Below are 24,364 nucleotides of genomic sequence, written 5' to 3' on the forward strand. Positions count from 1 at the left end.
GGCGTCACACATTGACGTCACGCAAAGCGCCGCACCGCACTGTGAGGTGCATCGCCGCCAGGTGCGACACGCCCTTGCTTACCCCTCTCGCTCCGACATCGTGTCGATGATCTTGTCGAGCGCCTGGCTGAACGCGAGCTTTTCCTGTTCGTCGAGGCAGTCGAACATATCCCCGTTCCACTTGCGCGCGATCGGCATCACCTTGCGATAGAGCGCGCGGCCTTCGGGGGTCAACGACACCAGCACGACGCGGCCGTCTTCAGCGCTCGGCTCGCGCTTCACGAGTCCTTGTTTGATCAGCGCCTCGGCCGCACGGCTCGCCTGGCTCTTGTCGAGGTTAGCGTGCCGCGCCAGTTCCATGATCGAAAACGGTCCGAACGAGCCCACCGACGCGATCACCCGCGCTTCAGGCAATGTCACGCCCAGTTTGTCCTGATAGCGCTCGCTGATACCACGCTCAGCGAGTTTGTTCAGGACATGCAGACGGTACGTCAGAAACTGTTCGAGTCCGGTTTTGGCGGAAGCCTTCATGGTCGTCCTGTGATGAGTGGCGCGGTTGTGGCGCTGTGATTGTTGCCGCAACCGTCCCGCCGGTCAACGCGTGCCGTATTTCAGGCGCGTCAACTGTTCGGCTGCGTCGGCAAGCAAACGCGCCGCGTCGCGAATCGCGACCTCGAGCGTGACCGGCCCGGGTGCCGGCGAGAAGCAGCCGCTGAAGTATTCGGCGAGACGCGGCAGCGCCGAGGAGTCGACCGCGCCGGAGAGCAGCGTGGCCGGCACGGCCGCTGCCTGCGCATGACGGCAAGCGATGAACGGCGCCTTGCCGTGCAGCGTTTGCACGTCTGAGCGGCCTTCGCCGGTGATCAGCCAGTTCGCGCCTTCAAGCGCCGCGTCCAGACCGATCTGCCGTGCGACGGTTTCCGCGCCCGGTTCGAACTGCGCGCCCAGCATGTGCAGCGCGAAGCCGAGACCGCCGGCCGCACCCGCGCCGGGCTGGTCGCGCGCAGTGCGCCCCAGCGCCGCCTCGAGCAGATCTGCGAAGCGGGCGAGGGCGGCGTCGATCGCGGCAACCTGTTCCGGCTTCACACCTTTTTGCGGGCCGAACACCGCGGTCGCGCCGTGCTCGCCGGTTAGCGGATTGTCCACATCCGACATACCGACGAACTGCGTGTCCGCGAGGCGGGCGTCCAGTTGCGTCACATCGAGGCGCGCCACGCGCGCGAGTTGCTCGGGCGTCGCGTCGAGTTCCTTGTCTTGCGCGTCGAAAAGCTTGAGGCCGAGGCCGGCCAGCAAGCCGGCGCCGCCGTCGTTGGTGCTGCTGCCGCCGAGCGCGACGAAAAAGCGCCGCACGCCCGCGTCGAGCAAGGCGCGAATCGCTTCGCCCATGCCGCGCGTGCTACGCGCCTCGACCGGCACGCCCATGCCGACCGGATCGGTAATGCCGACGATTTCCGCTGTTTCGATGATCGCGCTGCCATCCGCCAGCAGGCCTGTCAGTGCCTCGCGCACCGGACCGGCCGCGCCGCGCACGCTCAGCTTGCGGCGTTCGCCGCCGCTCGTGAGCATCGCGTCGAGCGTGCCTTCGCCGCCGTCGGCCATCGGGCAGATACGCACAGTGGCATCCGGCCGGGCGCGCTGGATGCCGGACGCGATCGCTTGCGCGACCTGTTCCGCGCTGAGCGAGCCTTTGAAGGAATCGGGAGCAATGACGACGACAGGCGATGACGGCAAATTCGGCATGGTGTCTCTGAGTGGTTGGAGTCGTTGCGAGGACGGGCGGTGAGCAGATGCGTGCGCAACCCCGAGCGCGTCCGTTAGCTTATCAGCATGGGCGCGCCGACTGAATATGTCGAACGGCATAGCCGGGATCGTCCAGGGAGCGTCGTGCGGCAGTCGTAAATGAGGGCGCGGGCGGCCTGTGCGGCTTGCAACCCTGCGGGGCTTTCTGGCGGAAGCGGCGCCGCTGAAAGAGGGCGTGCCCCGTCGCAAGAACACGGGAGGCTGGCAGGCAATGGAGGCCATGCAAGGACGAACCAGCTACCGGTGAGCGACGAAGAGGTGAAAAACAGTGCGGAAAACGGCCTGAACACCGATAAAAACGCGCCCAATCATCGAATCCCGGCTAAGCGCGCAAATAGTTTGCTAAAATATTCGGCTCTTTGGACCCAACCGTGCTGCCGGCGGCCTGCAAGCCCGCGGCGCAGGCGTCGAATTGATGTAACGCGCGATGCCAAGCGACATCGAAAAGCGGCACGGAGAAGATAACTGATTCGCTCGAATAATTTTAGGACGATTGAAGCCATGGCTAACGTTGTTGAAAACCTCGGCAAGCTCGAACGCCGCGTAACGATTTCCCTGCCGAAGGATGCCGTGCAGAAGGAAGTGGATTCGCGTATCCGTCAACTCGCAAAGAACGTGCGCATGCCGGGTTTCCGCCCGGGCAAGGTGCCGCTCAAAATGGTGACGCAACAGTATTCGGGCCAGGTTGAAGCTGAAGTGCTGAGCGACAAGGTCGGCAAGGAGTTTTTCGACATCAGCCGCGCCGAAAACCTGCGCGTTGCCGGTCAGCCGAGCTTCGCGCCGAAGGCCGACGCTGCTGAAGCCGACTACGCGTTTGACGCGACCTTCGAGGTGTATCCGGAAGTGAAGCTGGGCGACGTCGCCACGGCTGAAATCGAGCGCACCACGACCACCATCAGCGAAGCGGAAATCGACCGCACGCTGGACATCCTGCGCAAGCAGCGCGTGCATTTCCATGCTCGCGGCGAATCCGGCGAGCACGGCGACGGCGGTGCGGACACGGCAGCTAAAGACGGCGACCGTGTGACGGTCGACTTCGTCGGCAAGATCGACGGCGAAGTGTTCCAGGGCGGCAGCGCCGACGATTTCGCATTCGTGCTGGGCGAAGGCCGCATGCTGCCGGAATTCGAAAAGGCAGCGCTTGGTCTGAAGGTTGGCGAGGCGAAGGAGTTCGACCTGGCTTTCCCGGCTGACTACCACGGCAAGGACGTCGCCGGTAAGACCGCGCAATTCACGATCACGATGAAGAAGATCGAGTGGCCGCACCTGCCGGAAATCGACGCCGAATTCGCGAAATCGCTCGGTATCGAAGACGGTGATCAGGTCAAGATGCGCGCCGAGATCAAAGACAATCTCGAACGCGAAGCGAAACGCCGCACGCAGGCTATCGTCAAGAACCAGGTCATGGACGCGCTCCTGAAGATTTCGGAACTCGACGTGCCGAACGCGCTGATCGCACAAGATCAGGACCGTCTAGTCGGCATGGCGCGTCAGGACCTCGAGCAACGTGGCGTGCCGAACGCCGCTGACGCACCGATCCCGGCTGAAATGTTCAAGGAACAGGCTGAGCGTCGCGTGAAGCTGGGCCTCGTGCTGGCTGAGCTGGTCAAGGCCAATGAGCTGCAAGCCAAGCCGGAGCAGATTCGTGCCGAAGTCGACGAATTCGCGAAAAGCTACGAAGACCCGAAGGAAGTCGTCCGCTGGTATTATTCCAATCAGCAGCGTCTGGCCGAAATGGAAGCGTACGTCGTTGAAGCCAACGTCGTCGATTTCGTGCTCGGCAAGGCCAAGGTGACGGACAAGGAAGTAAGCTTCGAAGAACTGGCAAGCGCAACGGCGCAAGCGTAAGCGTCGCTGCAACGGCGTGCCGGCTGTCGGAGCGACGGCTCGCACGCCGTTTTTTTGTGCTGTGAAAGTACGTTGCGTTTTGCATGGCGCGTTTCACACGGCGTCGCACACCGCGTTCGCGCTGATCGGGCACTTGAATACGGTCTCGTCGGCCACACCTGTCTAGCACCTAATATTTAGAATATTTCCAGACAAGGATCCATTGCATGACCTTTCGCGCCCAAATGCTGGACACGCTGACCTCCCAATCGTCACGGGATCTCGAAGCGCAGGCGCTCGGACTGGTGCCGATCGTCGTGGAAACGAGCGGCCGCGGTGAGCGCTCGTATGACATCTATTCGCGTCTGCTGAAGGAGCGCATCGTGTTCCTGGTCGGCGAAGTGAACGACCAGACGGCCAACCTCGTCGTCGCGCAGATGTTGTTCCTTGAGAGCGAAAATCCGGACAAGGACATCAGCTTTTACATCAACAGCCCGGGCGGTTCGGTTTCGGCCGGGATGGCGATCTACGATACGATGCAGTTCATCAAGCCGGACGTGTCCACGCTGTGCATGGGCCTCGCGGCCAGCATGGGCGCATTCCTGCTGGCAGCCGGCGCAAAGGGCAAGCGTTTTGCGCTGCCGAATTCGCGCGTGATGATTCACCAGCCGCTGGGCGGCGCACGCGGCCAGGCGTCGGACATCGAAATTCAGGCACGTGAAATCCTGTACCTGAAGGAACGGCTGAACCATCTGCTCGCGCATCACACGGGCCAACCTGTCGAGCGTATTGCCCGCGACACCGACCGGGACAATTTCATGTCCGGCGATGACGCGCAAGCTTACGGTCTGGTTGACCAGGTGGCGCACAAGCGTCCTTGAAGTGTCCATGAATCGTCGGTGCGGTCTTACCCTAAAACCGGGTGAGGCCGTCATCGGATCGGTTGTGAAATAATCAAGACTCGTCCGAGCGCCTGCGGCAAACGCCGTCACCTTGGCTCAAGCCCCGCCGCGCCTAAACTGTGAGGCTGGGGCAAACGGCGTATCATGTAATCGAGTGTCCGGAGGCTCACACATCTATGGCGGACAAGAAAAGTTCTAACAGCGAAAAGCTGTTGTATTGCTCGTTTTGCGGCAAGAGCCAGCATGAAGTCAAAAAGCTGATTGCAGGCCCGTCGGTGTTCATCTGTGATGAATGTATCGACCTGTGCAACGAAATCATCCGCGACGAAGCGGCGGGCGCGGGTATCGAGGCGGGCCTGTCCAAGTCCGATCTGCCGAGCCCGCAGGAAATCCGTGAAATCCTCGACCAGTACGTGATCGGTCAGGAGCGCGCGAAGAAGATTCTCGCGGTTGCGGTGTACAACCACTACAAGCGCCTCAAGCACCTCGACAAGAAGGACGAGATCGAGCTGTCCAAGAGCAACATCCTGCTGATCGGCCCGACCGGTTCTGGCAAGACCTTGCTCGCGCAGACGCTCGCGCGTCTTCTGAATGTCCCGTTCGTGATTGCTGATGCAACCACGCTGACGGAAGCCGGTTACGTCGGCGAAGACGTCGAGAACATCATTCAGAAGCTGCTGCAGAATTGCAATTACGAAGTCGACAAGGCCCAGCGCGGTATTGTCTACATCGACGAAATCGACAAGATCAGCCGCAAGTCCGACAACCCGTCGATCACCCGCGACGTGTCGGGTGAGGGCGTGCAACAGGCCTTGCTGAAGCTGGTTGAAGGTACGATGGCGTCGGTGCCGCCGCAGGGTGGCCGTAAGCATCCGAATCAGGACTTCATCCAGGTCGACACCACCAACATCCTGTTCATTTGCGGTGGTGCATTCGACGGCCTCGAGAAGGTCATTGTCGATCGTACCGAGAAGACCGGTATCGGCTTCGGCGCAAGCGTGAAGAGCAAGCAGGACCGCGACGCCGGCGAAGTGCTGCGCGAAGTGGAGCCGGAAGACCTGATCAAGTTCGGTCTGATTCCTGAACTGATCGGCCGTCTGCCGGTGGTCGCTACGCTGGGCAAGCTCGACGAAGTGGCGTTGATGAAGATCCTCGTCGAACCGAAGAATGCCTTGGTGAAGCAATACCACAAGCTGTTCAACATGGAACGTGTCGAGCTCGAAATTCGCCCGGCTGCGTTGCAGGCTGTTGCGCGTAAGGCGATCCGTCGTAAGACGGGTGCCCGGGGTCTGCGTTCGATCCTCGAACAGGCCTTGCTCGACGTAATGTATGACCTGCCGCAGATGAAAGGCGTTAGCAAGGTCATCATCGACGACAACGTGATTGACGGCGACGGCAAACCGCTACTGATCTACGAAGACGCGCCCAAAGTGGCGGGTTCGAACTGATCGGCTTTCGGGTTATGCAAAAAAAGCCGTTCATGGCAACGTGAACGGCTTTTTTCGTTTATCGTGTGGTTAGAACGGTTGTTTTCACTATGGAGTCACTGAACCTTCGGAGTCACTGAACTTTTCCCACACGCGGAGGCTTGCAATCTTTTCTGCTGGCCTCACCTATCGAACGAACTGATTCCACTCATGGGGAAATGAAATGTCAGGAACCCAACTCCTTCCGCCGGAACGCATTACGCTCCCGCTGCTCCCGCTGCGTGACGTAGTCGTCTTCCCGCACATGGTGATTCCGCTCTTCGTAGGCCGCCCGAAGTCGATCAAGGCTCTCGAAGCAGCGATGGAAGGCGGCAAGCACATCATGCTCGTCGCCCAGAAAACGGCTGCGAAAGATGAGCCGACCGAAAAGGACATGTACGAAGTAGGGTGTATCGCCAACATCCTGCAAATGCTGAAGCTGCCCGATGGCACCGTCAAGGTGCTCGTCGAAGGCTTGCAGCGCGCGAAAACGCTTTCCATCGAAGAACAGGAAACGCAGTTTTCGTGCGAAGTCATGCCGCTCGAACCCGACCACGCCGACAGCGCCGAAACTGAAGCGCTGCGCCGCGCGATCGTGTCGCAGTTCGACCAGTATGTGAAACTGAACAAGAAGATCCCGCCGGAGATCCTGACGTCGCTGTCGGGTATCGACGAGGCTGGCCGTCTGGCCGATACGATCGCGGCGCATCTGCCGCTCAAGCTCGACCAGAAGCAGCACATCCTCGAAATGTTCCCGGTTATCGAGCGCCTCGAGCATCTGCTCGCGCAGCTCGAAGCCGAGATCGACATCCTGCAGGTTGAAAAGCGCATCCGCGGGCGTGTGAAGCGCCAGATGGAGAAGAGCCAGCGCGAGTACTACCTGAACGAACAGGTCAAGGCGATCCAGAAGGAACTGGGCGAAGGCGAGGAAGGTGCGGATCTCGAGGAACTCGAGAAGCGCATCACTGCTGCCCGTATGCCGAAGGAAGCCAAGAAGAAGGCCGACGCCGAGCTGAAGAAGCTCAAGCTGATGTCGCCGATGTCGGCTGAAGCGACGGTCGTGCGCAACTACATCGATACGCTGATCGGCTTGCCGTGGCGCAAGAAGAGCAAGGTCAACAACGACCTCTCGAATGCGGAACGCGTGCTCGACGAAGACCACTTCGGTCTCGAGAAAGTGAAGGAACGCATTCTCGAGTATCTCGCGGTCCAGCAACGTGTCGACAAAGTGAAAGCGCCGATTCTGTGCCTCGTTGGGCCTCCGGGTGTCGGTAAGACGTCGCTGGGTCAGTCGATCGCTCGTGCTACGAACCGCAAGTTCGTGCGCATGGCGCTTGGTGGCGTGCGCGACGAAGCTGAGATTCGCGGTCACCGTCGTACGTACATCGGTTCGATGCCCGGCAAGATTCTGCAAAGCCTGACCAAGGTCGGCGTGCGCAATCCGCTCTTCCTGCTCGACGAAGTCGACAAGATGGGCCAGGATTTCCGCGGCGATCCGTCCTCGGCTCTGCTGGAAGTGCTCGATCCGGAACAGAACCATACGTTCGCCGATCACTACGTCGAAGTGGACTTCGATCTGTCGGACGTGATGTTCGTGGCGACGTCGAACTCGCTGAATATTCCGCCGCCGTTGCTCGACCGTATGGAAGTGATTCGTCTGTCGGGTTACACGGAAGACGAGAAGGTCAGCATCGCGCAACGTTATCTTTTGCCCAAGCAAAAGAAGAACAACGGCCTCAAGGAAGGCGAGGTCGATGTGACGGAATCCGCGATCCGCGACATCATTCGTTACTACTCGCGCGAATCGGGCGTGCGTTCGCTCGAACGCGAGATTTCGAAGATCTGCCGCAAGGTCGTGAAGATGCTTCTGCTGAAGAAGGCAGAAGGCGCGGTCGAGGTCGACGCGAGCAATATCGACACGTTCCTTGGCGTGCGCAAGTACGACTTCGGTCTGGCGGCGAAGGAAAATCAGGTTGGCCAGGTCACGGGTCTTGCGTGGACGGAAGTCGGCGGCGATCTGCTGACGATCGAAGCCGCGGTGATGCCGGGTAAGGGCAATGTGACTCGCACGGGTTCGCTGGGCGACGTGATGAAGGAATCCGTCGAAGCAGCGCGCACGGTGGTCCGCTCGCGTTCGCGCCGTCTTGGCATCAAGGACGAAGCGTTCGAGAAGCAGGACATTCACATCCACGTGCCGGAAGGCGCAACGCCGAAGGACGGTCCGTCGGCCGGTGTTGCGATGACGACCGCGCTGGTGTCGGTGTTGACCGGCATTCCGGTGCGCGCCAATGTCGCGATGACGGGCGAAATCACTTTGCGTGGCGAAGTCCTGCCGATCGGCGGCCTGAAGGAAAAGCTGCTGGCGGCGCATCGCGGCGGTATCAAGCTGGTGCTGATCCCGGAAGAAAACGTCAAGGACTTGACGGAGATTCCGGACAACGTGAAGAACGCGATCGAAATCGTGCCGGTCCGGTGGATCGACAAGGTGCTCGAGTTGGCGCTCGAACGTGTGCCTCAGGCATTGCCGGAAGAAGAGTCGAAGCCGGCGACGCCTGTTGCGGCGGCTGAGCCCGGCAAGGACGCCGGCGCGACGGAAGTCGTGAAGCACTAAGTCAGCCCGCGGCGAAAGCTGTTTGCTGTAAAAAAACCCGCGACGTTGTCGCGGGTTTTTTATTGCCGGTGAGAAATCGAAAGATGCGTTTGGAACGCACGCAATCCCATCTTTTGAGCAAAGCGCCTCCACCGGCATCGACAGGTTCGGCAAGCATCGCCTGGCGGCAAGATAGGGTTATGAAAAGCGCCTTGCAGAACCTCTCGAGTCAGGCTCAACCCCGCTTGACACAAGGGTTTCGGCCAATTCTAATGAGTCGGCTCGGCGTTGACCGCCAGCCGCGTGATGCCAGGTGCTACAGAGCACCGTCACGATTGCCATAAACATTCTCGGGGGTTGGAATGAATAAAACGGAATTGATCGATCACATTGCGCAGCAAGCCGATATTTCAAAGGCCGCGGCGGGCCGTGCATTGGATGCGGTGATCGGCGGGGTCAAAGGTACGTTGAAGAAAGGTGGTTCGGTGACCTTGGTTGGTTTCGGTACGTTCGCCGTGGGCAAGCGCACCGCGCGTACGGGCCGCAATCCGCGCACCGGCGCCGCGATCAAGATCAAGGCAGCGAAGGTCCCTAAATTTAGGCCTGGCAAAGCTCTGAAGGATGCGCTAAACTAATGGGCTTGCTGCTTGAGGAATATAAATCAGGCAGAAAAAGTAGAAGCAAGGCAGAAGCACACTGAATCGTGAAACGGGTGCTTAGCTCAGTTGGTAGAGCGGCGCCCTTACAAGGCGTAGGTCGGGAGTTCGAGCCTCTCAGCACCCACCAGTTTCAGATTCGGCTAAGTGTGTTTCAGCGCAGTTGAAGTATAAGGAGTGGTAGTTCAGTCGGTTAGAATACCGGCCTGTCACGCCGGGGGTCGCGGGTTCGAGTCCCGTCCACTCCGCCAGTATCCACGAAAGGCGAACTCCGGTTCGCCTTTTTTATTGCCCGCTGTTGTAAGATCGGGCGTTCTGTTTTTGGCACTCCTTTACGCATGCTCGATTTTTTCCGCAATCACAAACGCCTGATGATGTTCATGCTCATCCTCGTCATTGTGCCGGGGTTGGGTTTTGTGGGCATTCAGGGCTTCCGCGGCTTCTTTGACGAAAGTGCAAACGTCGCCAGCATCAACGGTCACAAGATCACGCGCGCGGAGTATGACGACGCGATGCGTCAGCAGCTCGACCGTGCCCGTCAGATGCTCGGCGCGCAGTTCGACATGAAGTCGTTCGATACGCCTGAACGTCGTCGCGAAATGCTCGACGGCCTGATCGAGCAACGCGTGCTGGCCGACGAAACACAACGCCTGCATCTGACAGCTTCTGATGACGCCGTGCGCCGCGTGCTGTTGAACGATCCGGTGATTTCGTCGTTGAAGAATCCTGACGGCTCGATCGACGTCGACCGTTACAAGCAGTTGCTCGCGATGCAGGGCATGACGCCCGATCAATACGACGAGCGTGTGCGCTACAGCCTCGCCACGCAGCAGTTGCCTGGCAGCATTCAAGGCAGCGCCTTCACGTCGAAAACCCTCGCGCAGCATTTGACCGAACTCGCCGAACAGCAGCGCGAAGTACAGGGTCTTGCGTTCCACCCGCGTGACTACGCCGCGAAGGTGCAACCGACGGACGCGCAATTGCAGGCGTACTACGACGCGCATCGCAACGATTTCGCCACGCCGGCTACGGCAACGATTCAGTACCTGGTGATGTCGCCGGCAACCTTGTCTGCCTCCGTGCAGCCGGGCGACGCCGACCTGAAAAAGTACTACGACGACAACATCGCGCATTACCGTGTTGACGGTCAGGTGCGAGCGAGTCACATCCTGATCTCCGCACCGAAAGATGCCAGCGCGGCTGACAAGGCCAAGGCGAAGCAGAAGGCCGAAGAGGTCCTCGCGCAGGTCAAGGCGCATCCTGATCAGTTCGCGCAAATTGCACAGCAGGACTCACAGGATCCGGGTTCGGCGTCGAAAGGCGGCGACCTGGGTTACTTCGGCCGCGGCATGATCGCCGGCGGCCAGGCGTTCGACGACGCCGTGTTCGGTCTCAAGAAAGACGAAATCAGCGGCATCGTGCAGACCGATTTCGGCTATCACATCGTCAAGGTCACGGACGTGAAGCCGGCCGTCACCAAGCCGTTCGACGAGGTGAAGGATCAGATCGCAAAAGACCTGAAGACGCAACTGGCGAGCAAGACATTCAGCGACGACTCGGAAGGCTTCACGTCGATCGTCTACGAGAAGGCGAAGAGCCTGCAGCCTGCCGCCGACAAGTACAAGCTGCAGTTGCAAACGGCCACCGTGACGCCGCAGCCGGATCCGAAGTTGCCGCCTGACAGCCCGCTGAACAATGCGAAATTCCTGGCTGCTGTTTTCGCAAACGACGCAGTCACCGCGCGCAACAACACGCAGGCGATCGACGTCGGCGGTAACACGCTGATCGCGGCGCGCGTGACCGACTACAAGGCGGCGGCGGTGCCGGCGCTCGACGCCATCAAGGACGCAGTCCGCCAGAAAGTGATTGCGGTTCAGTCAAACGAGGCCGCTCACAAGGATGGCATCGCGAAGTTGGCGGACTTCGACAAGTCGAAGTCCACGGCAGGTTTCTCGTCGCCGCTGAAGGTTTCGCGCAACGACGCGCAAGGCGTGCCGCCGGCTGCATTGAGTGCAATCTACAAGGCAGACGCGCAAAAATTACCTGCCTATGTGGGTGTGGATCTGGGTGATGACGGCTATGCGATCTATCGCGTGAACGCGGTTGTTGCAGGCGCCACGATCGATCCGCAGCGTTTGGCTGCGGCGCAGCAGCAGATTGCGCAAGTGGACGCTCAGTCCGAAGCGCAGGCGTACGTCGAAGCGCTGCGCGCCCGTTCGAAGGTGAAGTTCTATGGCTCGCTCGACAGCAGCAATGCTCAGGCGAGCGGTGACTAAAGCTCAGTTCCGCCCGCTGCGCGCAAGCAGGTGAAACGCAGCGCACAAAAAAGCCCCGCAATCCGCGGGGCTTTTTTATTTGACGTATGCAACTCGTCAACGGGTTGGCGTGAGAACGAACACGGCTTGTTATGCCGTCAGCCGCCTGGAATCTAGAGGCAAGCGCTGATCGAGCTGGTGGCGTCGCTACTTGCAGCGCCATGGGCGCGGAACCCGACCCACGAACCCGGCCCGGTATAGGACGGACGGACAACGGCGGCAGCGCCATCAGGCGGCTGCTGGCCTGGCACATAAACATCCACGGCCTGATCGTTCGCCAGTATGTCTTGCGACACGACTTGCTGTTGCGAGCTATCGGCCCACTTTTGCGCGATGCATGTAGCGACGGCCTTCGGTGGTTGCTGGCTTTGACCCACGGATTGGACGCCGGCAGGTGGTTGAGCGGCGCATGCAGAAATTGCCACGGTCAAAGCGATTAACGGTAAATATTTCACGTTATCTCCTCAGAAGTCGCTCAGAATCGAGCCGGGTTACGCGGGATTACGAAAGTGTCCGAACGACCTTGCCGATCCGCGCTCCCCAATTACCGGAAACAAGTTGTTCGCGAGCTTTTCAGTGCGGCGAACTTGTGCGAAGGAGTGGCTTGACAGCCGGCCACACGTTGTTCAGTAGCATTGGCTGTGCCTGCTGCGTGGGATGGATCTGATCCGCCTGAAACATGTCCGGCTTGTCGGCGATGCCGGCCAGCAGGAAGGGCACCAGGGGCACGCGCAATTGCTTCGAGAGCTCGCCGTACAGGCCGTGGAACTTTTGCGTGTAGTCGGGGCCGTAATTGGGTGGCACATACATGCCGACCAGCACGACCTTCGCGTGGCTTTGTTGAGCCTGCTCGATGATCGTACGCAGGTTGTCTTCGGTGGTGGCAAGCGGTACGCCGCGCAATGCATCGTTGGCGCCTAGCTCGACGATCACGATGCTCGGCTTGAGACGCTGCAGGAGCGCCGGTAAGCGAGCCCGGCCGCCGCTCGTGGTATCGCCGCTGATGCTCGCGTTGGCAACGCTATAATCGATTCGCTCGTCGGTGAGACGCTGGCGCATCAAGGCAACCCAGCCAGTGTCACGGGGTAAGCCGTATTCGGCGGAGATGCTGTCGCCGAGCACGACGATCACCGGCCTGGCCTGTTCAGGCGCGTTGGCTGCATGGGCCGGTAAGGGCAGCGAAAACAGGGTTGCGGCCAGCACGGCCGAGCCGAATACCGTAGTTAGCGCGAGCGCGCGAGGCGCTACGGCGCGCACTTTCAACCTACGCTTCACCATGCTAAACAAAACTGATCCAGTCATTGACGTGCGGGGTTTGTGCAAGAAAGTTAAGGATGCAACGGGCGAACTGACGATTCTCGAAGACATCGATCTTGCTATCGAAGCCGGCAGCAGTGTGGCGATCGTCGGTGCATCCGGGTCGGGCAAGTCTACGCTGCTCGGCTTGCTCGCAGGATTGGACAGTGCGAGTTCGGGCTCGGTTCGACTGCTCGGCCGCGAACTCACCGAGCTGAACGAAGACGAGCGCGCGGCGTTGCGCAGCGGTTCGGTCGGTTTCGTGTTCCAGTCGTTTCAACTGATGCCGCATTTGACGGCGCTCGAAAACGTCACCCTGCCGCTTGAACTGCAGGGCGGCATCGGCACGCGCGAGGCCGCGGCGCGTGCACGCGGCTTGCTGGAGCAGGTGGGGCTCGCGAAGCGTACGGGGCACTACCCGAAGCTGCTGTCGGGTGGTGAACAGCAACGGGTCGCGCTCGCGCGCGCATTTGTCACGCATCCGGCGATCCTGTTCGCTGACGAACCGACTGGCAGTCTCGATGCAGCCACCGGTCACGCGGTGATCGATCTGATGTTCGAGATGAACCGCGCGAACGGTGCCACGTTGATTCTCGTCACGCATGACGTCGAGCTGGCGCGCCGCTGCGATACGACTGTGACGATCGAGGCGGGGCGGTTGGCCTGACAAGCCGGGGTGCATGTCTTTGACGAGCACCGACAGAAACCGACAGAAACCGATAGCCATCACACTGGCAAAAAAAGCGGGCCGCAAAGGCCCGCTTTTCATTTCAGTTCATCCAACGCTTCAACGTTTCATCGCTTCAACGCGGCACGCGCTCGCGCGATCAATGCCGACGTCGATGAATCATGCTTCTTCTCATCGACGCTCGCTGAGGTCAGATCCGCCTCGACCACCTTGCCGAGGATCTTGCCCAACTCGACGCCCCATTGATCGAACGGATTGATATCCCATACCGATGCCTGTACCAGCACCTTATGCTCGTACAGCGCGATCAATGCGCCGAGCGAACGCGCGGTGAGCGCATCGACTAGCAGTGTCGTGGTTGGACGGTTGCCTGGAAACACGAGATGCGGCGCCAGTTCGGGCTTGTCCGCGCCAGCCACCTTCTTCGCCTCTTCGAGCGTGCGGCCGAGCATCAGCGCTTCACTTTGCGCGAAGCAGTTCGCGAGCAGCAACGGATGATGACTGACGAGCGGATGCTCCGGCGTCAACACCGCGATGAAGTCGATCGGCACGATGGTTGGGCCCTGGTGCAGCATCTGGAAGAACGCGTGTTGCCCGTTCGTGCCCGGCTCGCCCCAGGTGACGGCGGCGGTCGGGTAGTCGACCATCACGCCATCCAGGCGCGCCGATTTGCCGTTACTCTCCATCTCGAGCTGTTGCAGATACGACGGCAGGAAATGCAGGGCTTCCGAATACGGCGCGACCAGATAGCTTTGCGAGCCAAAGAAGTTGCGATACCAGATCCCGATCATGCCGAGCAGCACCGGCAAGTTCTTGTCGAGCGGTGCGTCGCGGAAATGCTGGTCCATCTCGTTGGCGCCGGCCAGCAGTTCGTCGAACTGGTGCGGGCCGATCGCGATCATGATCGAGAGACCGACGGCCGACCACAGCGAATAACGCCCGCCAACCCAATCCCACATCTCGAACACATTTTCTTTCGCGATGCCGAACTTGACCACCTCGGAAGGATTGGCCGACACGCCGACGAAGTGCTTCGCCAGCGCGCTTTCCGGGCAGCCTTTCTCGATGAACCAGTCGCGCAGCGAGCGCGCATTGGTCATGGTTTCGAGCGTGGTGAAAGTCTTGGAGACGACGATCGCGAGCGTCTCTTCGGGATCGATCTGCTGCATCACGTTGTACAGATCCGCACCATCGACGTTCGACACGAAGTGCGTGGTGATCTCGGGCGTGGCCAGATGATGCAGCGCGTGGACGACCATCTTCGGTCCGAGGTCCGAGCCGCCGATGCCGATGTTCACGACATAGCGAATCCGCTTGCCCGTATAGCCCGTCCATGCACCGCTGCGCACCTGGTCGGCGAACGCGGCCATTTTGGCGCGTTCAGCCAGGATTTGCGCATGGAACGGTGCTTTCGGATCGCTGGCGCGTAGCGCGGTGTGCAAGGCGGCGCGGCCTTCGGTCGGGTTGACGACTTCGCCCGCGAACATCGCGTCGCGGCGCTTTTCGACGCCGGCTTCGCGCGCGAGTTGCACCAGCGCTTTGAGGGTTTCGTCGGTGATGCGGTTCTTCGAGAAATCGGCCGCGAGACCGCCGCCCGCGAACGCAAAGCGCTCAGCACGGGTAGGGGCGGGATCGTTCTCGGGGGCGAACCAGTCGCGCATGTGCGCATCGCGAATCTTCTCGTAATGCGTTTGCAGCGAGGACCAGGAGGGGAGCGAGTTCTGCGTCATAGCGTCCGTCTAGCGAAGGGGCACGAAGAATGGCGCGCGCGTGAAGCGCTGCCGAGGATGAAGCAACGATGCGGTTAGAGCGATGCCGCGCGGCCGGGTTCGCGGCGGGTTGTCGTGAAGCTTTGCGAGCCTGCCTCGTGTTCGAACGGGCTCGCCGAAGTTTCGCTGCAACCCGCGATGACCCGAGACGCGGCGCAGTTAATCAGTATAGCGGCCTTGTGTGAAGGGTGACAGCAGAGCGGCAGCGGTTTGGGCGTCCCGGAGACACTGTGGGATGGGTCGGTTTAATCGGCCGCTGGCGGATAGAACATGCGGTTTAGCAAAGTCCGCACCATCGGGGCGAGTTCGCCTGCCGTCAACCCCGCTGGGCCGTGGCCCTGGGCGCTCAGCGTGTCGGCGGCGAGGCCGTGCAGGTAGACGCCCGCGAGCGCGGCCTCGTAGCGCGGCAGATGTTGGGCGAGCAACGCACCGATGATGCCACCGAGCACGTCGCCCGTGCCGCCGGTCGCGAGAGCGGCATTGCCGGTCGGGTTGATCGCGACACGGCCGTCCGGCGCGGCGATCACGGTGCCCGTGCCCTTCAGCACGATCACGCTGGCAAAACGCGCGGCCAGTGCGCGCGCCGCGGCGAGGCGGTCGCGCTGCACGTCTCGCACGTCGGTGCCGAGCAGGCGCGCGGCTTCGAGCGGATGCGGCGTCAGCACGCACGGGTCGCCTTGCACGCCGCGCGCGGTGACTTCAGCGGCGAGCGACGGGTCGGTCGAAATCAGATTGAGCGCGTCGGCGTCGAACAGTTTGGGCGCGTCCAGTGGCAGCACGTCGTGCATCACGCGTACGGCGCGATCGCGCAGACCCATGCCGCAACCGACGGCGAGCGCGTCCATCTTGTCGAGCGGCAGTGTGTCGATCGCATGCAGCATCAGTTCGGGATGCGGCGGATCGTAGGGCGGGGCGCCTTCGCCGAGCAAGGCGACATGCACTTTACCCGCGCCGCTGTAGAGCGCCGCGCGCGAGGCGAGGATCGCTGCGCCGCACATGCCGGTGTCGCCGCCGACCACGGCGAGGCTGCCGAACGTGCCCTTGTTGGTGGCGAAATCGCGCGGCGGCAGGAAGGCGGCGAACAGCGCGGGCGCGTTGAGTTGCACGGCTGCGCGGGAGGTGCTGTCCACGCCGATCGGCGCCACGGTCACCCTGCCGGCGAGATCGCGCCCCTGTGCGGTGAAGAGGCCAGGTTTGGCGCCGATAAAGGTGATCGTGTGGGTGGCGTGGACGGCGAGAGCGTCGCTCTGGTTTTCGCCTCCGCGCTCGCCGATCACCGTGCCGGTGTCGCTATCGAGGCCGCTTGGCGTATCGAGCGCGAGGACACCGCCTCGTGCCGGCCTGGCTTTCGTACGTTGCGACAGTTGCCGGGCGATCGTGGCAAAGATGCCATCGAGCGGGCGGCTCAGACCGATGCCAAACATACCGTCCACCAGCCACGTATAGCTTTCCAGCGACACCGGCGGCGTCGCGGCGATGGCGACGCCCGCCGCGCGGGCTGCGTCGAGTGCCCAGCGAGCGTCGTCAGGCCTGACTTCAAGCGGCATGCACAAGTCCACGGCAATGCCTGCCTGGTGCAGTTCCGCGGCCATGATCAAGGCGTCGCCGCCGTTGTTGCCCGGGCCGGCAACGATCCATACCTTGTGTTTCGATTTTTCGATCGAGGTATCGCGGGTGATCTGTTCTTGCAGGTAGCTCGCGGCGGCTTTGCCGGCGCGGGACATCAGCGTGTGCTGAGGCAGCGCTGCCGCGGCCTGGGTTTCAAGGATTCGCAAATCGGCTAGCGCGAGTAGAGGCAAGGCCCGGTTGCGCGGGCTGATTAAGGTCGGGAGTGTGGATTCGGGTACGGTCATGGCGAGGCTTGGCGTTCACCTTGGGCAAGGCGAGGAAGCTTGAGGAGCCACTATGGTAGTGCCGATAGGCGTCGGGCGCGCGTTGTGCTGGACTGGACCCGCTTCGGCGCGGGTCCGCTCTTTACTGGAATCGGTCCGCGCGCAGCGCTGCCAGCGTGTCCGCGGGAACGTCTGGGGTCTTGCCCGAGATCAGGTCGGCGATCAGTTTGCCCGCGCCGCAAGCCAGACCCCAGCCGGCAGGCCCGTGGCCTGCATTGACGAACAGGCGCGGATGAAGCGCGTTGCCGATCACCGGCAAGCCGTCCGGCGACAGCAGTTTTACGCCTTCCCACGGCAAGGCCGCGGAGATCCGGGCGGCGCCTGGGATCCAGTCGTGCGTTGCCTGGCCCAGCAGCGCCAGCGCTTCCTTGGTCAACGCTTCGCCGAGCGGCTTGTCGATCTGCCCGGCGCTTTGCAAAACCGCGCCGCCCGCCACCCGCAGGCGATGATTCATGCGGGTCACCGTAATCCGCTTGACCGCATCCACAATCGCGACGTGCGGTGCGCATTCCTCGTGGGCGATCGGCGCCACCAGGTTATGCAGGCGCAACGGATGCAGCGGCAGCCGCAGCCCCAGGCGTTCGAGCAGCGGCAGGCTGCCGTAACCCGCCGCAACGACGATCGCGTCGGCGTTGATCACGTCGACTTCGCGTGAACGCGCTTCGACGGAACCAGCGCCCGGCCGTGGCGCCAGCTCCACCGCGGCGCGCTGACCTTCGAGGCGGATCGCCGAGACTTCGCAGCCCAGCATGAATTGCACGCCACCCTGCGTGTCGAGGGTCTGCTTGATCAGTTTCGCGAAAAGCGGGCAGTTGGCCGTGCGCTCGTGGTCGAACAGCACGCCGCCGGCGAATTTCGGCTCGGTCCGCACGGAATGCTCGAACGCGGCGCATTCGGCCGGCGTCAGCACGTGGTGCGGGACTTCGTATTGGCGCAGCAGATCGAGCGCGGGCTGGGTCTGCTGCCATTCCTGCTCGGCGCGCACCAGATAGAGCAGGCCGCTGGCCTGTTCGAACTCCAGGCCGAAGCGCGCTTCGATATCGGCCATCGCCTCACGTGACGCTTCGATCAACGGACGCAGGCAGGCGTACTGACGGCTGAACGCCTCGGGCTGCTGCAAATCGGCCAACTGCTTGACGAACTGGCGTGCCGGCCCGTTAAAGCCGGCCTTGCTGATCACGCCGTTTTTGGCGCCCTGGCGGCTCGCCATGAACGTCGGGCCGAACCAGACGTCGAGCGGGGTCGGCAGTACGGTGCCGCCATGCCCATAGGTCGCGCCTTGCGCGACCGTTGCGTGTCGCTCGACGACGCATACCCGGTGGCCGGCCGCGCGCAGTTGATAAGCGGTAGCGACGCCTGCAATCCCGCCGCCAATGACGATGACATCCATGATCTGATTCGATTTGCCGGCGGGACGCCGAAACGCCGCGTTCCCGGTAAGCGTGGCATGCGGCGCGTTGCCCGGCATTGCTCAGGCCGCTCGCGCCGATCTGGTGAAAGGCCGAATGATAGCAGTCAAACGGATGGCTCTGCCACGCGAGCGCGACGCCGAAGCGCCGCAACGATGCGCCCCAGCCGCCATACGGAGTGCGCCAAAACCCTGCCGCGAAGCCCGTTGGAAGCCCGTTCCCGGGGTATAATCCCGGACTTCCTTTCCGCCTCACGTCGCCTTCACGCGCGACTCATCGGCATCATTTGCGACGCAACGTCAAGTCCATGGCCCACTTCTCGTGTTTCCCCGGCGCTTCGGCCCTTTCCGATTTCCGTCAAACCCGCCTGCTCGACACGCTTACGCGTATCGACGCCAACATCACCGGTGTGCGCGGGCAGTATCTGCACTTCGTCAACGCGCAAACCCCGCTTTCCGTGGAAGACAACGCGAAGATCGAAGCGCTGATGCACTACGGCGATCCGCTCGAAGAAACCAAAGAGCGCGGCACGGCTGAAACCTTCCTTGTGGTGCCGCGCTTCGGCACGGTGTCGCCGTGGGCCAGCAAGGCAACCGATATTGCCCACCTCTGCGGCCTGACGCAGGTGCGCCGCATCGAGCGCGGCGTCGAATACACGGTCACGCTGAAAAGCGGCCTGCTGGGCGGCAAGAAGGCGCTCTCTGAAGAAGCTCGCGCGGCCGTCGTGGCAGCCTTGCACGACCGCATGACCGAGAGTGTGTCGCCTTCACGTGAGCACGCGCTGCATCTGTTCGACGAACTGCCGGCCAAGCCGTTGCAAACCGTCGACGTGCTGGGCAATGGCCGCGGCGCACTGGAAACGGCGAACACGGAACTGGGCCTCGCGCTCGCCGACGACGAAATCGACTATCTGGTCGACGCTTTCACGAAACTCGGCCGCAACCCGACCGACGTCGAACTGATGATGTTCGCGCAAGCCAACAGCGAACACTGCCGTCACAAGATCTTCAACGCAGACTGGACGATCGACGGCGAGAAGCAGGACATCTCGCTGTTCAACATGATCCGCAACACGGAGAAGCTGAACCCGCAGGGCACGATCGTCGCGTATTCGGACAATTCGTCGATCATGGCCGGCGGTATCGTCGAGCGCTGGTTTCCGCGTACGCCGGCTGAGCTCGGCGCAAACGAGTTGCCTGAACACTACCGCCGCAATGTCGAACTGACCCACACCTTGATGAAGGTGGAAACGCATAACCACCCCACCGCGATCTCGCCGTTCCCGGGCGCCTCGACCGGCGCGGGCGGCGAAATCCGCGACGAAGGCGCGACCGGCCGCGGCGCGCGTCCGAAGGCGGGGCTGGCGGGTTTCACGGTGTCGAATCTGGCATTGCCGGACGGCGTCGAAGCATGGGAAAACGCGCGCGACGCCGCCCAGCCGCTGGCACACCGGAACCCGGACGACAAGCACGAAGCGTACGGCCGTCCTGACCGCATTGCGTCGCCGCTGCAAATCATGATCGACGGCCCGCTTGGCGGCGCCGCGTTCAACAACGAATTTGGCCGGCCGAACCTGGGCGGCTACTTCCGCGCTTACGAGCAGAACGTGGCGGGCCTGGTGCGCGGTTATCACAAGCCGATCATGATCGCCGGCGGCATCGGCAATATCTCCGATCAGCACACGCACAAGCACGATCTGCCGGAAGGCTCGCTGCTGATCCAGATTGGCGGCCCGGGTATGCGTATCGGCATGGGCGGCGGCGCCGCCAGCTCGATGGCGACCGGCACCAACACCGCCGAACTCGACTTCGACTCGGTCCAGCGCGGCAATCCGGAAATCGAGCGCCGCGCGCAGGAAGTGATCAACGCGTGCTGGCAGCTCGGCGAGAACAACCCGATTCTGAGTATTCACGACGTGGGCGCGGGCGGTCTGTCGAACGCGTTCCCGGAAGTGGTGGACGGCGCCAGCAAGGGCGCGATCTTCGATTTGCGCAAGATCCAGCTGGAAGAGAGCGGTTTGTCGCCGCGCGAAATCTGGTCGAACGAGGCGCAGGAGCGGTACGTGCTGGCGATTGCGCCGGCCGATCTGCCGGCGTTCGAGGCCATGTGCGAGCGCGAGCGTTGCCCGTTCGCGGTGGTCGGCACGGCCACGGCCGCGCGTCAGTTGAAGGTGATCGATTCGCAAGCGGATGGCGACGCCGCGCACGAACCGGTCGATATGCCGATGGAAGTACTGCTCGGCAAGGCGCCGCGCATGCATCGCGACGTGAAGCGCGTCGAGCAGAAGCTCGAACCGGTGGATGTCACCGGCATCGTGTTGTCGGAAGTCGCGGTGAGCGTGCTGCGCCACCCCACGGTTGCCAGCAAGTCGTTCCTGATCACGATCGGCGATCGCTCGGTGGGCGGCACGACCGCGCGCGACCAGATGGTCGGCCCGTGGCAAGTACCGGTGGCGGACGTCGCCATCACGACAATGGACTACGCGGGTTTCCGCGGCGAAGCGATGACCATGGCCGAGCGTACGCCGCTCGCCGTGATCAATGCGCCCGCGTCGGGCCGCATGGCGGTCGGCGAGGCGGTCACCAATATCGCGGCGGCGCCGATCGCGTCGCTCGATAAGCTCAAGCTGTCGGCAAACTGGATGGCCGCATGCGGCGCAGCGGGCGAAGACGCCGCGCTGTACGACACGGTCAAGGCGATCGGCATGGAACTGTGCCCGGCGCTCGGCATCAGCATTCCGGTCGGCAAGGATTCGCTGTCCATGCGCACCAAGTGGGAAGACCGTGGTGTGGCGAAGGAAGTGGTCGCGCCGGTCTCGTTGATCATCTCGGCGTTCGCACCGGTCGAAGACGTGCGCCGCCACCTCACGCCGCAATTGCGCCGTGCGAACGAGGTGGGCGATTCCGTGCTGATCGCGATCGACCTCGGCCGCGCGAAGCATCGTCTGGGCGGCAGTATTCTCGCGCAAGTCACGCAGCAGGTTGGCGACACCGTGCCGGACGTCGACGATCCGGAAGATCTCAAGCGTTTCTTCACCGCGATCCAGTCGCTCAATAGCGACGGCAAGCTGCTCGCGTACCACGACCGTTCTGATGGCGGTTTGTGGGCGACGGTGTGCGAAATGGCATTCGCGGGTCACGTCGGTGTGTCGCTGAATGTCGACATGCTGGTGCTCGATCCGAACCATGAGTCCGATTACGGCGACGCGAAAGACTGGGCGAAGCAGACCAGCGGCCGTCGTGAAGACCGCACGATCCGCGCGCTCTTCAGCGAGGAACTCGGCGCCGTGATTCAGGTGCGCGCGACGGACCGCGACGCGGTGCTGGGCGCGCTGCGCGAACACGGTTTGTCGGCGTGCTCGCACGTGATCGGCAAGATCAACGAGCGCGACGCGATCGAAATCTATCGCGACGCGAAGAAGATCTACGACGCACCGCGTACCGAATTGCATCGCGCATGGAGTGAAGTGAGCTGGCGCATTTCGCGCCTGCGCGACAACCCGGCTTGCGCCGATGCCGAATACGACGCACTTTCCGACGCCGCCGATCCGGGCATTTCGCCGATCCTCACGTTCGATCCTTCGCAAGATGTCGCCGCACCGTTCATTGGCAAGGGCGCACGCCCGCGCGTTGCGATCCTGCGCGAGCAGGGCGTGAACTCGCACCTCGAAACGGCCTATGCATTCGACCGCGCCGGCTTCGATGCGCACGACGTGCACATGAGCGACCTGCTGGCCGGGCGTGCCAATCTGGCGGATTTCGCCGGTGCGGTAGCGTGCGGTGGCTTCTCGTACGGCGATACGCTGGGTGCCGGTGAGGGCTGGGCAAAGGCGATTCGCTTCAACTCGCAATTGGCCGACATGTTCGCCACGTTCTTCGGCCGCGAAGACACGTTTGCGCTCGGTATCTGCAACGGCTGCCAGATGATGAGCAGCCTTGCGTCGATGATTCCGGGCGCCGAAGCCTGGCCGAAGTTCACGCGCAACAAGTCGGAGAAATTCGAAGCGCGCTTCTCGCTGGTCGAAGTGCAGGCTTCGCCGTCGATCTTCTTCGCGGGCATGGAAGGCTCGCGCATTCCGGTGGCGATCGCGCACGGCGAGGGTTACGCCGACTTCTCGCAGCAGGGCGATGCGTCGAAGGTGGCCGTGTCGATGCGTTTCGTCGATCACCGTGGTCAGGCAACGGAGCAGTATCCGTTCAACCCGAACGGTTCGCCGGACGGCATCACGTCGGTTACGACGCCCGATGGCCGCTTCAGCGTGCTGATGCCACACACCGAGCGCGTGCATCGTGCGGTGCAGATGAGCTGGCATCCAGAAGGCTGGGGCGAGGGTGGCACGGACGCGAGCCCGTGGCTGCGCGTGTTCCAGAACGCACGCCGCTGGCTGGGTTGATGGTGTTATTCGTATCCGCTCGGGTACGAAATGACTCTGCGGCCTTTTCGATCCAGGGATTCGTACCTGACCGGGTACGAATCTGGGTCCTTACATAACGCTGCGCGCGCAAGTTTCCGTGGACTGCCGCTAGCGGAGGTGAGCAGGGCGCTGCGCAAGTGATATGGGCGCCCTCGCAAGGCAGCCAATTCCACATGAACCCCGCAAAAAAAAACCGCCACGAAGGCGGTTTTTTTCTGAAGCCAAGAAAAAGGCTTACTGGATCTTCGCGTTTTTACGCAGGCCTTCTTCGAACGCCTGCAGCTTTTCCTGCTGGATCTGCTGCACGATCTGCGGGCGCACTTGTTCGAGCGGCGGCGGCGTGACGTCGCGGATGTCGTCGACACGGATGATGTGCCAGCCGAATTGCGTATGTACCGGCGCGTCGGTCATCTGGCCCTTCTGCAGGTGCGTGGCCGCGTCCGCGAACTCAGGCACGTAGGCCTTCGGGTCCGACCAGTCCAGGTCGCCGCCGTTCTTGCCCGATCCCGGGTCCTTCGAGAATTGCTTGGCGAGGTCTTCGAAGCTCGCGCCGGCCTTGATCTTGGCGATCAGATCCTTGGCTTGCTGTTCGTTGTCCACCAGGATGTGGTGCAGGTGATATTCCTTACCGCCCGCGTCCTTGACCAGCGCGTTGTAGCGCGCAGTGACTTCGGCGTCGCTCGGGGCGTTGTTCTTCACGAAGTCTTCGATCAACGCGCGCAGCACCACGGTTTGTTGTGCAACGGCGATTTGCGCCTTGATGTCCGGCCGATTCGGCAGGCCGCGGCGCAGCGCTTCCTGCATCAGGATTTCGCGGTTCACCAGTTCTTCACGCACGGCCATTTGCAGTTGCGGCGTGTTTTGCTGGCCTTGATGAACCAGTTGATCGACCAGCGCGTCGGCGCGCGATTTCGGAATCGGCGTGCCGTTCACAACAGCGATGTTCTGTGCAAATGCAGGTGCGGCCGCAAAGGCAGCCAGCAGTACCCAAAGATGGGTTTTCTTCAAGGTCATCAGAAATTTTCCTAGCGGGGCAACAAAGCGAATTCTTCGGGCGTATACGCCGTGATTGCAAGGGCGTGAATGCCGCGCTGCATGGCATCGGCCAGCGCATCATACACCATGCGATGCCGCGCCACGCGGGCTTTCCCGGCGAATGCGGCAGCCACGATCGTGACAGAGAAATGACCGCCGGCGGAGGCGCCGGCGTGGCCCGCATGCTGCGCGCTGTCGTCCGTGATCCGGATCGAGGCGACCGGCGCGAGCGCGGCGGTAAGGCGCGCCTCGATCAGCGCGGCGCGCTCGGCGGTGGTGGCGTGCATAAACACGTCGCTGGTCAT

Annotated in this window: 17 protein-coding genes and 2 tRNA genes; 10 read left to right on the forward strand and 9 right to left on the reverse strand. The window is 62.2% G+C overall.

The genetic code is table 11. From position 1 onward, the window contains the following. Nucleotides 1-78: 78 nt before the first annotated feature. The gene (locus PQR67_RS11435; protein WP_408458441.1) at nucleotides 79-531 is read right to left on the reverse strand and encodes a MarR family winged helix-turn-helix transcriptional regulator; all 453 of its coding nucleotides are present in this window, start codon (nucleotides 529-531) and stop codon (nucleotides 79-81) included. Between the two features lie 63 nt (nucleotides 532-594). Further along, the gene (locus PQR67_RS11440; RefSeq protein ID WP_408458444.1) at nucleotides 595-1,740 is read right to left on the reverse strand and encodes a glycerate kinase; all 1,146 of its coding nucleotides are present in this window, start codon (nucleotides 1,738-1,740) and stop codon (nucleotides 595-597) included. 561 nt (nucleotides 1,741-2,301) lie between these two features. Here PQR67_RS11440 and tig point away from each other — a divergent pair. The 8 genes from tig (at nucleotide 2,302) to PQR67_RS11480 (ending at nucleotide 11,517) form a co-directional block, all read left to right on the forward strand. Beyond that, a complete protein-coding gene (gene tig, locus PQR67_RS11445; RefSeq protein ID WP_408458447.1) occupies nucleotides 2,302-3,648 on the forward strand; it encodes a trigger factor in 1,347 nt (448 codons plus the stop codon). 206 nt (nucleotides 3,649-3,854) lie between these two features. Beyond that, the gene (gene clpP, locus PQR67_RS11450) at nucleotides 3,855-4,508 is read left to right on the forward strand and encodes an ATP-dependent Clp endopeptidase proteolytic subunit ClpP (RefSeq protein ID WP_007182010.1); all 654 of its coding nucleotides are present in this window, start codon (nucleotides 3,855-3,857) and stop codon (nucleotides 4,506-4,508) included. A 197-nt stretch (nucleotides 4,509-4,705) separates the two neighbouring features. After that, a complete protein-coding gene (clpX, locus tag PQR67_RS11455; RefSeq protein WP_120291738.1) occupies nucleotides 4,706-5,977 on the forward strand; it encodes an ATP-dependent Clp protease ATP-binding subunit ClpX in 1,272 nt (423 codons plus the stop codon). Nucleotides 5,978-6,179: 202 nt separating this feature from the next. After that, nucleotides 6,180-8,606, forward strand: coding sequence for an endopeptidase La (lon, locus tag PQR67_RS11460; protein ID WP_408458449.1), 2,427 nt, complete (start codon nucleotides 6,180-6,182; stop codon nucleotides 8,604-8,606). A gap of 341 nt (nucleotides 8,607-8,947) precedes the next feature. Beyond that, nucleotides 8,948-9,220 carry an HU family DNA-binding protein gene (locus tag PQR67_RS11465; RefSeq protein ID WP_007585907.1) on the forward strand — a complete coding sequence of 91 codons (273 nt, stop codon included), beginning with the start codon at nucleotides 8,948-8,950 and terminating at the stop codon, nucleotides 9,218-9,220. A 75-nt stretch (nucleotides 9,221-9,295) separates the two neighbouring features. Next, nucleotides 9,296-9,371: transfer RNA gene (locus PQR67_RS11470), tRNA-Val, on the forward strand. Between the two features lie 44 nt (nucleotides 9,372-9,415). After that, a tRNA-Asp gene (locus tag PQR67_RS11475) sits at nucleotides 9,416-9,492 on the forward strand. 87 nt (nucleotides 9,493-9,579) lie between these two features. Next, on the forward strand, nucleotides 9,580-11,517 hold the full coding sequence (locus tag PQR67_RS11480) for a SurA N-terminal domain-containing protein (RefSeq protein WP_408458452.1): 1,938 nt from the start codon (nucleotides 9,580-9,582) through the stop codon (nucleotides 11,515-11,517). 152 nt (nucleotides 11,518-11,669) lie between these two features. Here PQR67_RS11480 and PQR67_RS11485 read toward each other — a convergent pair whose 3' ends face one another. Continuing rightward, nucleotides 11,670-12,011 (reverse strand): hypothetical protein, encoded by a 342-nt coding sequence (locus PQR67_RS11485; protein ID WP_408458455.1) that lies wholly within the window; start codon nucleotides 12,009-12,011, stop codon nucleotides 11,670-11,672. Between the two features lie 118 nt (nucleotides 12,012-12,129). After that, nucleotides 12,130-12,834, reverse strand: coding sequence for an arylesterase (locus tag PQR67_RS11490; RefSeq protein WP_408458458.1), 705 nt, complete (start codon nucleotides 12,832-12,834; stop codon nucleotides 12,130-12,132). Here PQR67_RS11490 and PQR67_RS11495 point away from each other — a divergent pair. Then, the gene (locus PQR67_RS11495) at nucleotides 12,833-13,519 is read left to right on the forward strand and encodes an ABC transporter ATP-binding protein (RefSeq protein ID WP_120348639.1); all 687 of its coding nucleotides are present in this window, start codon (nucleotides 12,833-12,835) and stop codon (nucleotides 13,517-13,519) included. The genes PQR67_RS11490 and PQR67_RS11495 overlap by 2 nt on opposite strands. Before the next feature lie 128 nt (nucleotides 13,520-13,647). On the opposite strand, the gene pgi is transcribed toward PQR67_RS11495, so the two are convergent. The 3 genes from pgi to PQR67_RS11510 all read right to left on the reverse strand — a co-directional run bounded on the left by pgi (nucleotide 13,648) and on the right by PQR67_RS11510 (nucleotide 18,591). Then, a complete protein-coding gene (gene pgi, locus PQR67_RS11500; protein WP_408458462.1) occupies nucleotides 13,648-15,270 on the reverse strand; it encodes a glucose-6-phosphate isomerase in 1,623 nt (540 codons plus the stop codon). A gap of 284 nt (nucleotides 15,271-15,554) precedes the next feature. Further along, complete coding sequence (locus PQR67_RS11505; protein ID WP_408458465.1) at nucleotides 15,555-17,162, reverse strand: NAD(P)H-hydrate dehydratase; 1,608 nt, start codon at nucleotides 17,160-17,162, stop codon at nucleotides 15,555-15,557. A gap of 121 nt (nucleotides 17,163-17,283) precedes the next feature. Further along, complete coding sequence (locus PQR67_RS11510) at nucleotides 17,284-18,591, reverse strand: FAD-dependent oxidoreductase (RefSeq protein WP_408458468.1); 1,308 nt, start codon at nucleotides 18,589-18,591, stop codon at nucleotides 17,284-17,286. Nucleotides 18,592-18,917: 326 nt separating this feature from the next. Here PQR67_RS11510 and purL point away from each other — a divergent pair, with 326 nt between their 5' ends. Beyond that, nucleotides 18,918-23,003: a phosphoribosylformylglycinamidine synthase gene (purL, locus tag PQR67_RS11515; RefSeq protein WP_408458471.1), complete on the forward strand. Its 4,086-nt coding sequence runs from the start codon at nucleotides 18,918-18,920 to the stop codon at nucleotides 23,001-23,003. Nucleotides 23,004-23,258: 255 nt separating this feature from the next. Here purL and PQR67_RS11520 read toward each other — a convergent pair whose 3' ends face one another. Then, the gene (locus PQR67_RS11520; RefSeq protein WP_408458473.1) at nucleotides 23,259-24,038 is read right to left on the reverse strand and encodes a peptidylprolyl isomerase; all 780 of its coding nucleotides are present in this window, start codon (nucleotides 24,036-24,038) and stop codon (nucleotides 23,259-23,261) included. 11 nt (nucleotides 24,039-24,049) lie between these two features. Continuing rightward, nucleotides 24,050-24,364, reverse strand: coding sequence for a BolA family protein (locus PQR67_RS11525; RefSeq protein ID WP_054042675.1), 315 nt, complete (start codon nucleotides 24,362-24,364; stop codon nucleotides 24,050-24,052).

The organism is Paraburkholderia fungorum (assembly GCF_046026025.1).
GTDB classification, from domain to species: domain Bacteria; phylum Pseudomonadota; class Gammaproteobacteria; order Burkholderiales; family Burkholderiaceae; genus Paraburkholderia; species Paraburkholderia fungorum_E.

Bases quoted from the DNA above. Each gene is read 5' to 3' on its own strand.
- PQR67_RS11490 (WP_408458458.1), bottom strand. From the start codon at position 12,834: ATGGTGAAGCGTAGGTTGAAAGTGCGCGCCGTAGCGCCTCGCGCGCTC.
- purL (WP_408458471.1), top strand. From the start codon at position 18,918: ATGGCCCACTTCTCGTGTTTCCCCGGCGCTTCGGCCCTTTCCGATTTC.
- PQR67_RS11480 (WP_408458452.1), top strand. From the start codon at position 9,580: ATGCTCGATTTTTTCCGCAATCACAAACGCCTGATGATGTTCATGCTC.
- clpX (WP_120291738.1), top strand. From the start codon at position 4,706: ATGGCGGACAAGAAAAGTTCTAACAGCGAAAAGCTGTTGTATTGCTCG.
- clpP (WP_007182010.1), top strand. From the start codon at position 3,855: ATGACCTTTCGCGCCCAAATGCTGGACACGCTGACCTCCCAATCGTCA.
- PQR67_RS11525 (WP_054042675.1), bottom strand. From the start codon at position 24,364: ATGACCAGCGACGTGTTTATGCACGCCACCACCGCCGAGCGCGCCGCG.
- PQR67_RS11465 (WP_007585907.1), top strand. From the start codon at position 8,948: ATGAATAAAACGGAATTGATCGATCACATTGCGCAGCAAGCCGATATT.
- PQR67_RS11520 (WP_408458473.1), bottom strand. From the start codon at position 24,038: ATGACCTTGAAGAAAACCCATCTTTGGGTACTGCTGGCTGCCTTTGCG.
- PQR67_RS11435 (WP_408458441.1), bottom strand. From the start codon at position 531: ATGAAGGCTTCCGCCAAAACCGGACTCGAACAGTTTCTGACGTACCGT.
- tig (WP_408458447.1), top strand. From the start codon at position 2,302: ATGGCTAACGTTGTTGAAAACCTCGGCAAGCTCGAACGCCGCGTAACG.
- PQR67_RS11510 (WP_408458468.1), bottom strand. From the start codon at position 18,591: ATGGATGTCATCGTCATTGGCGGCGGGATTGCAGGCGTCGCTACCGCT.
- PQR67_RS11505 (WP_408458465.1), bottom strand. From the start codon at position 17,162: ATGACCGTACCCGAATCCACACTCCCGACCTTAATCAGCCCGCGCAAC.
- pgi (WP_408458462.1), bottom strand. From the start codon at position 15,270: ATGACGCAGAACTCGCTCCCCTCCTGGTCCTCGCTGCAAACGCATTAC.
- PQR67_RS11495 (WP_120348639.1), top strand. From the start codon at position 12,833: ATGCTAAACAAAACTGATCCAGTCATTGACGTGCGGGGTTTGTGCAAG.
- PQR67_RS11440 (WP_408458444.1), bottom strand. From the start codon at position 1,740: ATGCCGAATTTGCCGTCATCGCCTGTCGTCGTCATTGCTCCCGATTCC.
- lon (WP_408458449.1), top strand. From the start codon at position 6,180: ATGTCAGGAACCCAACTCCTTCCGCCGGAACGCATTACGCTCCCGCTG.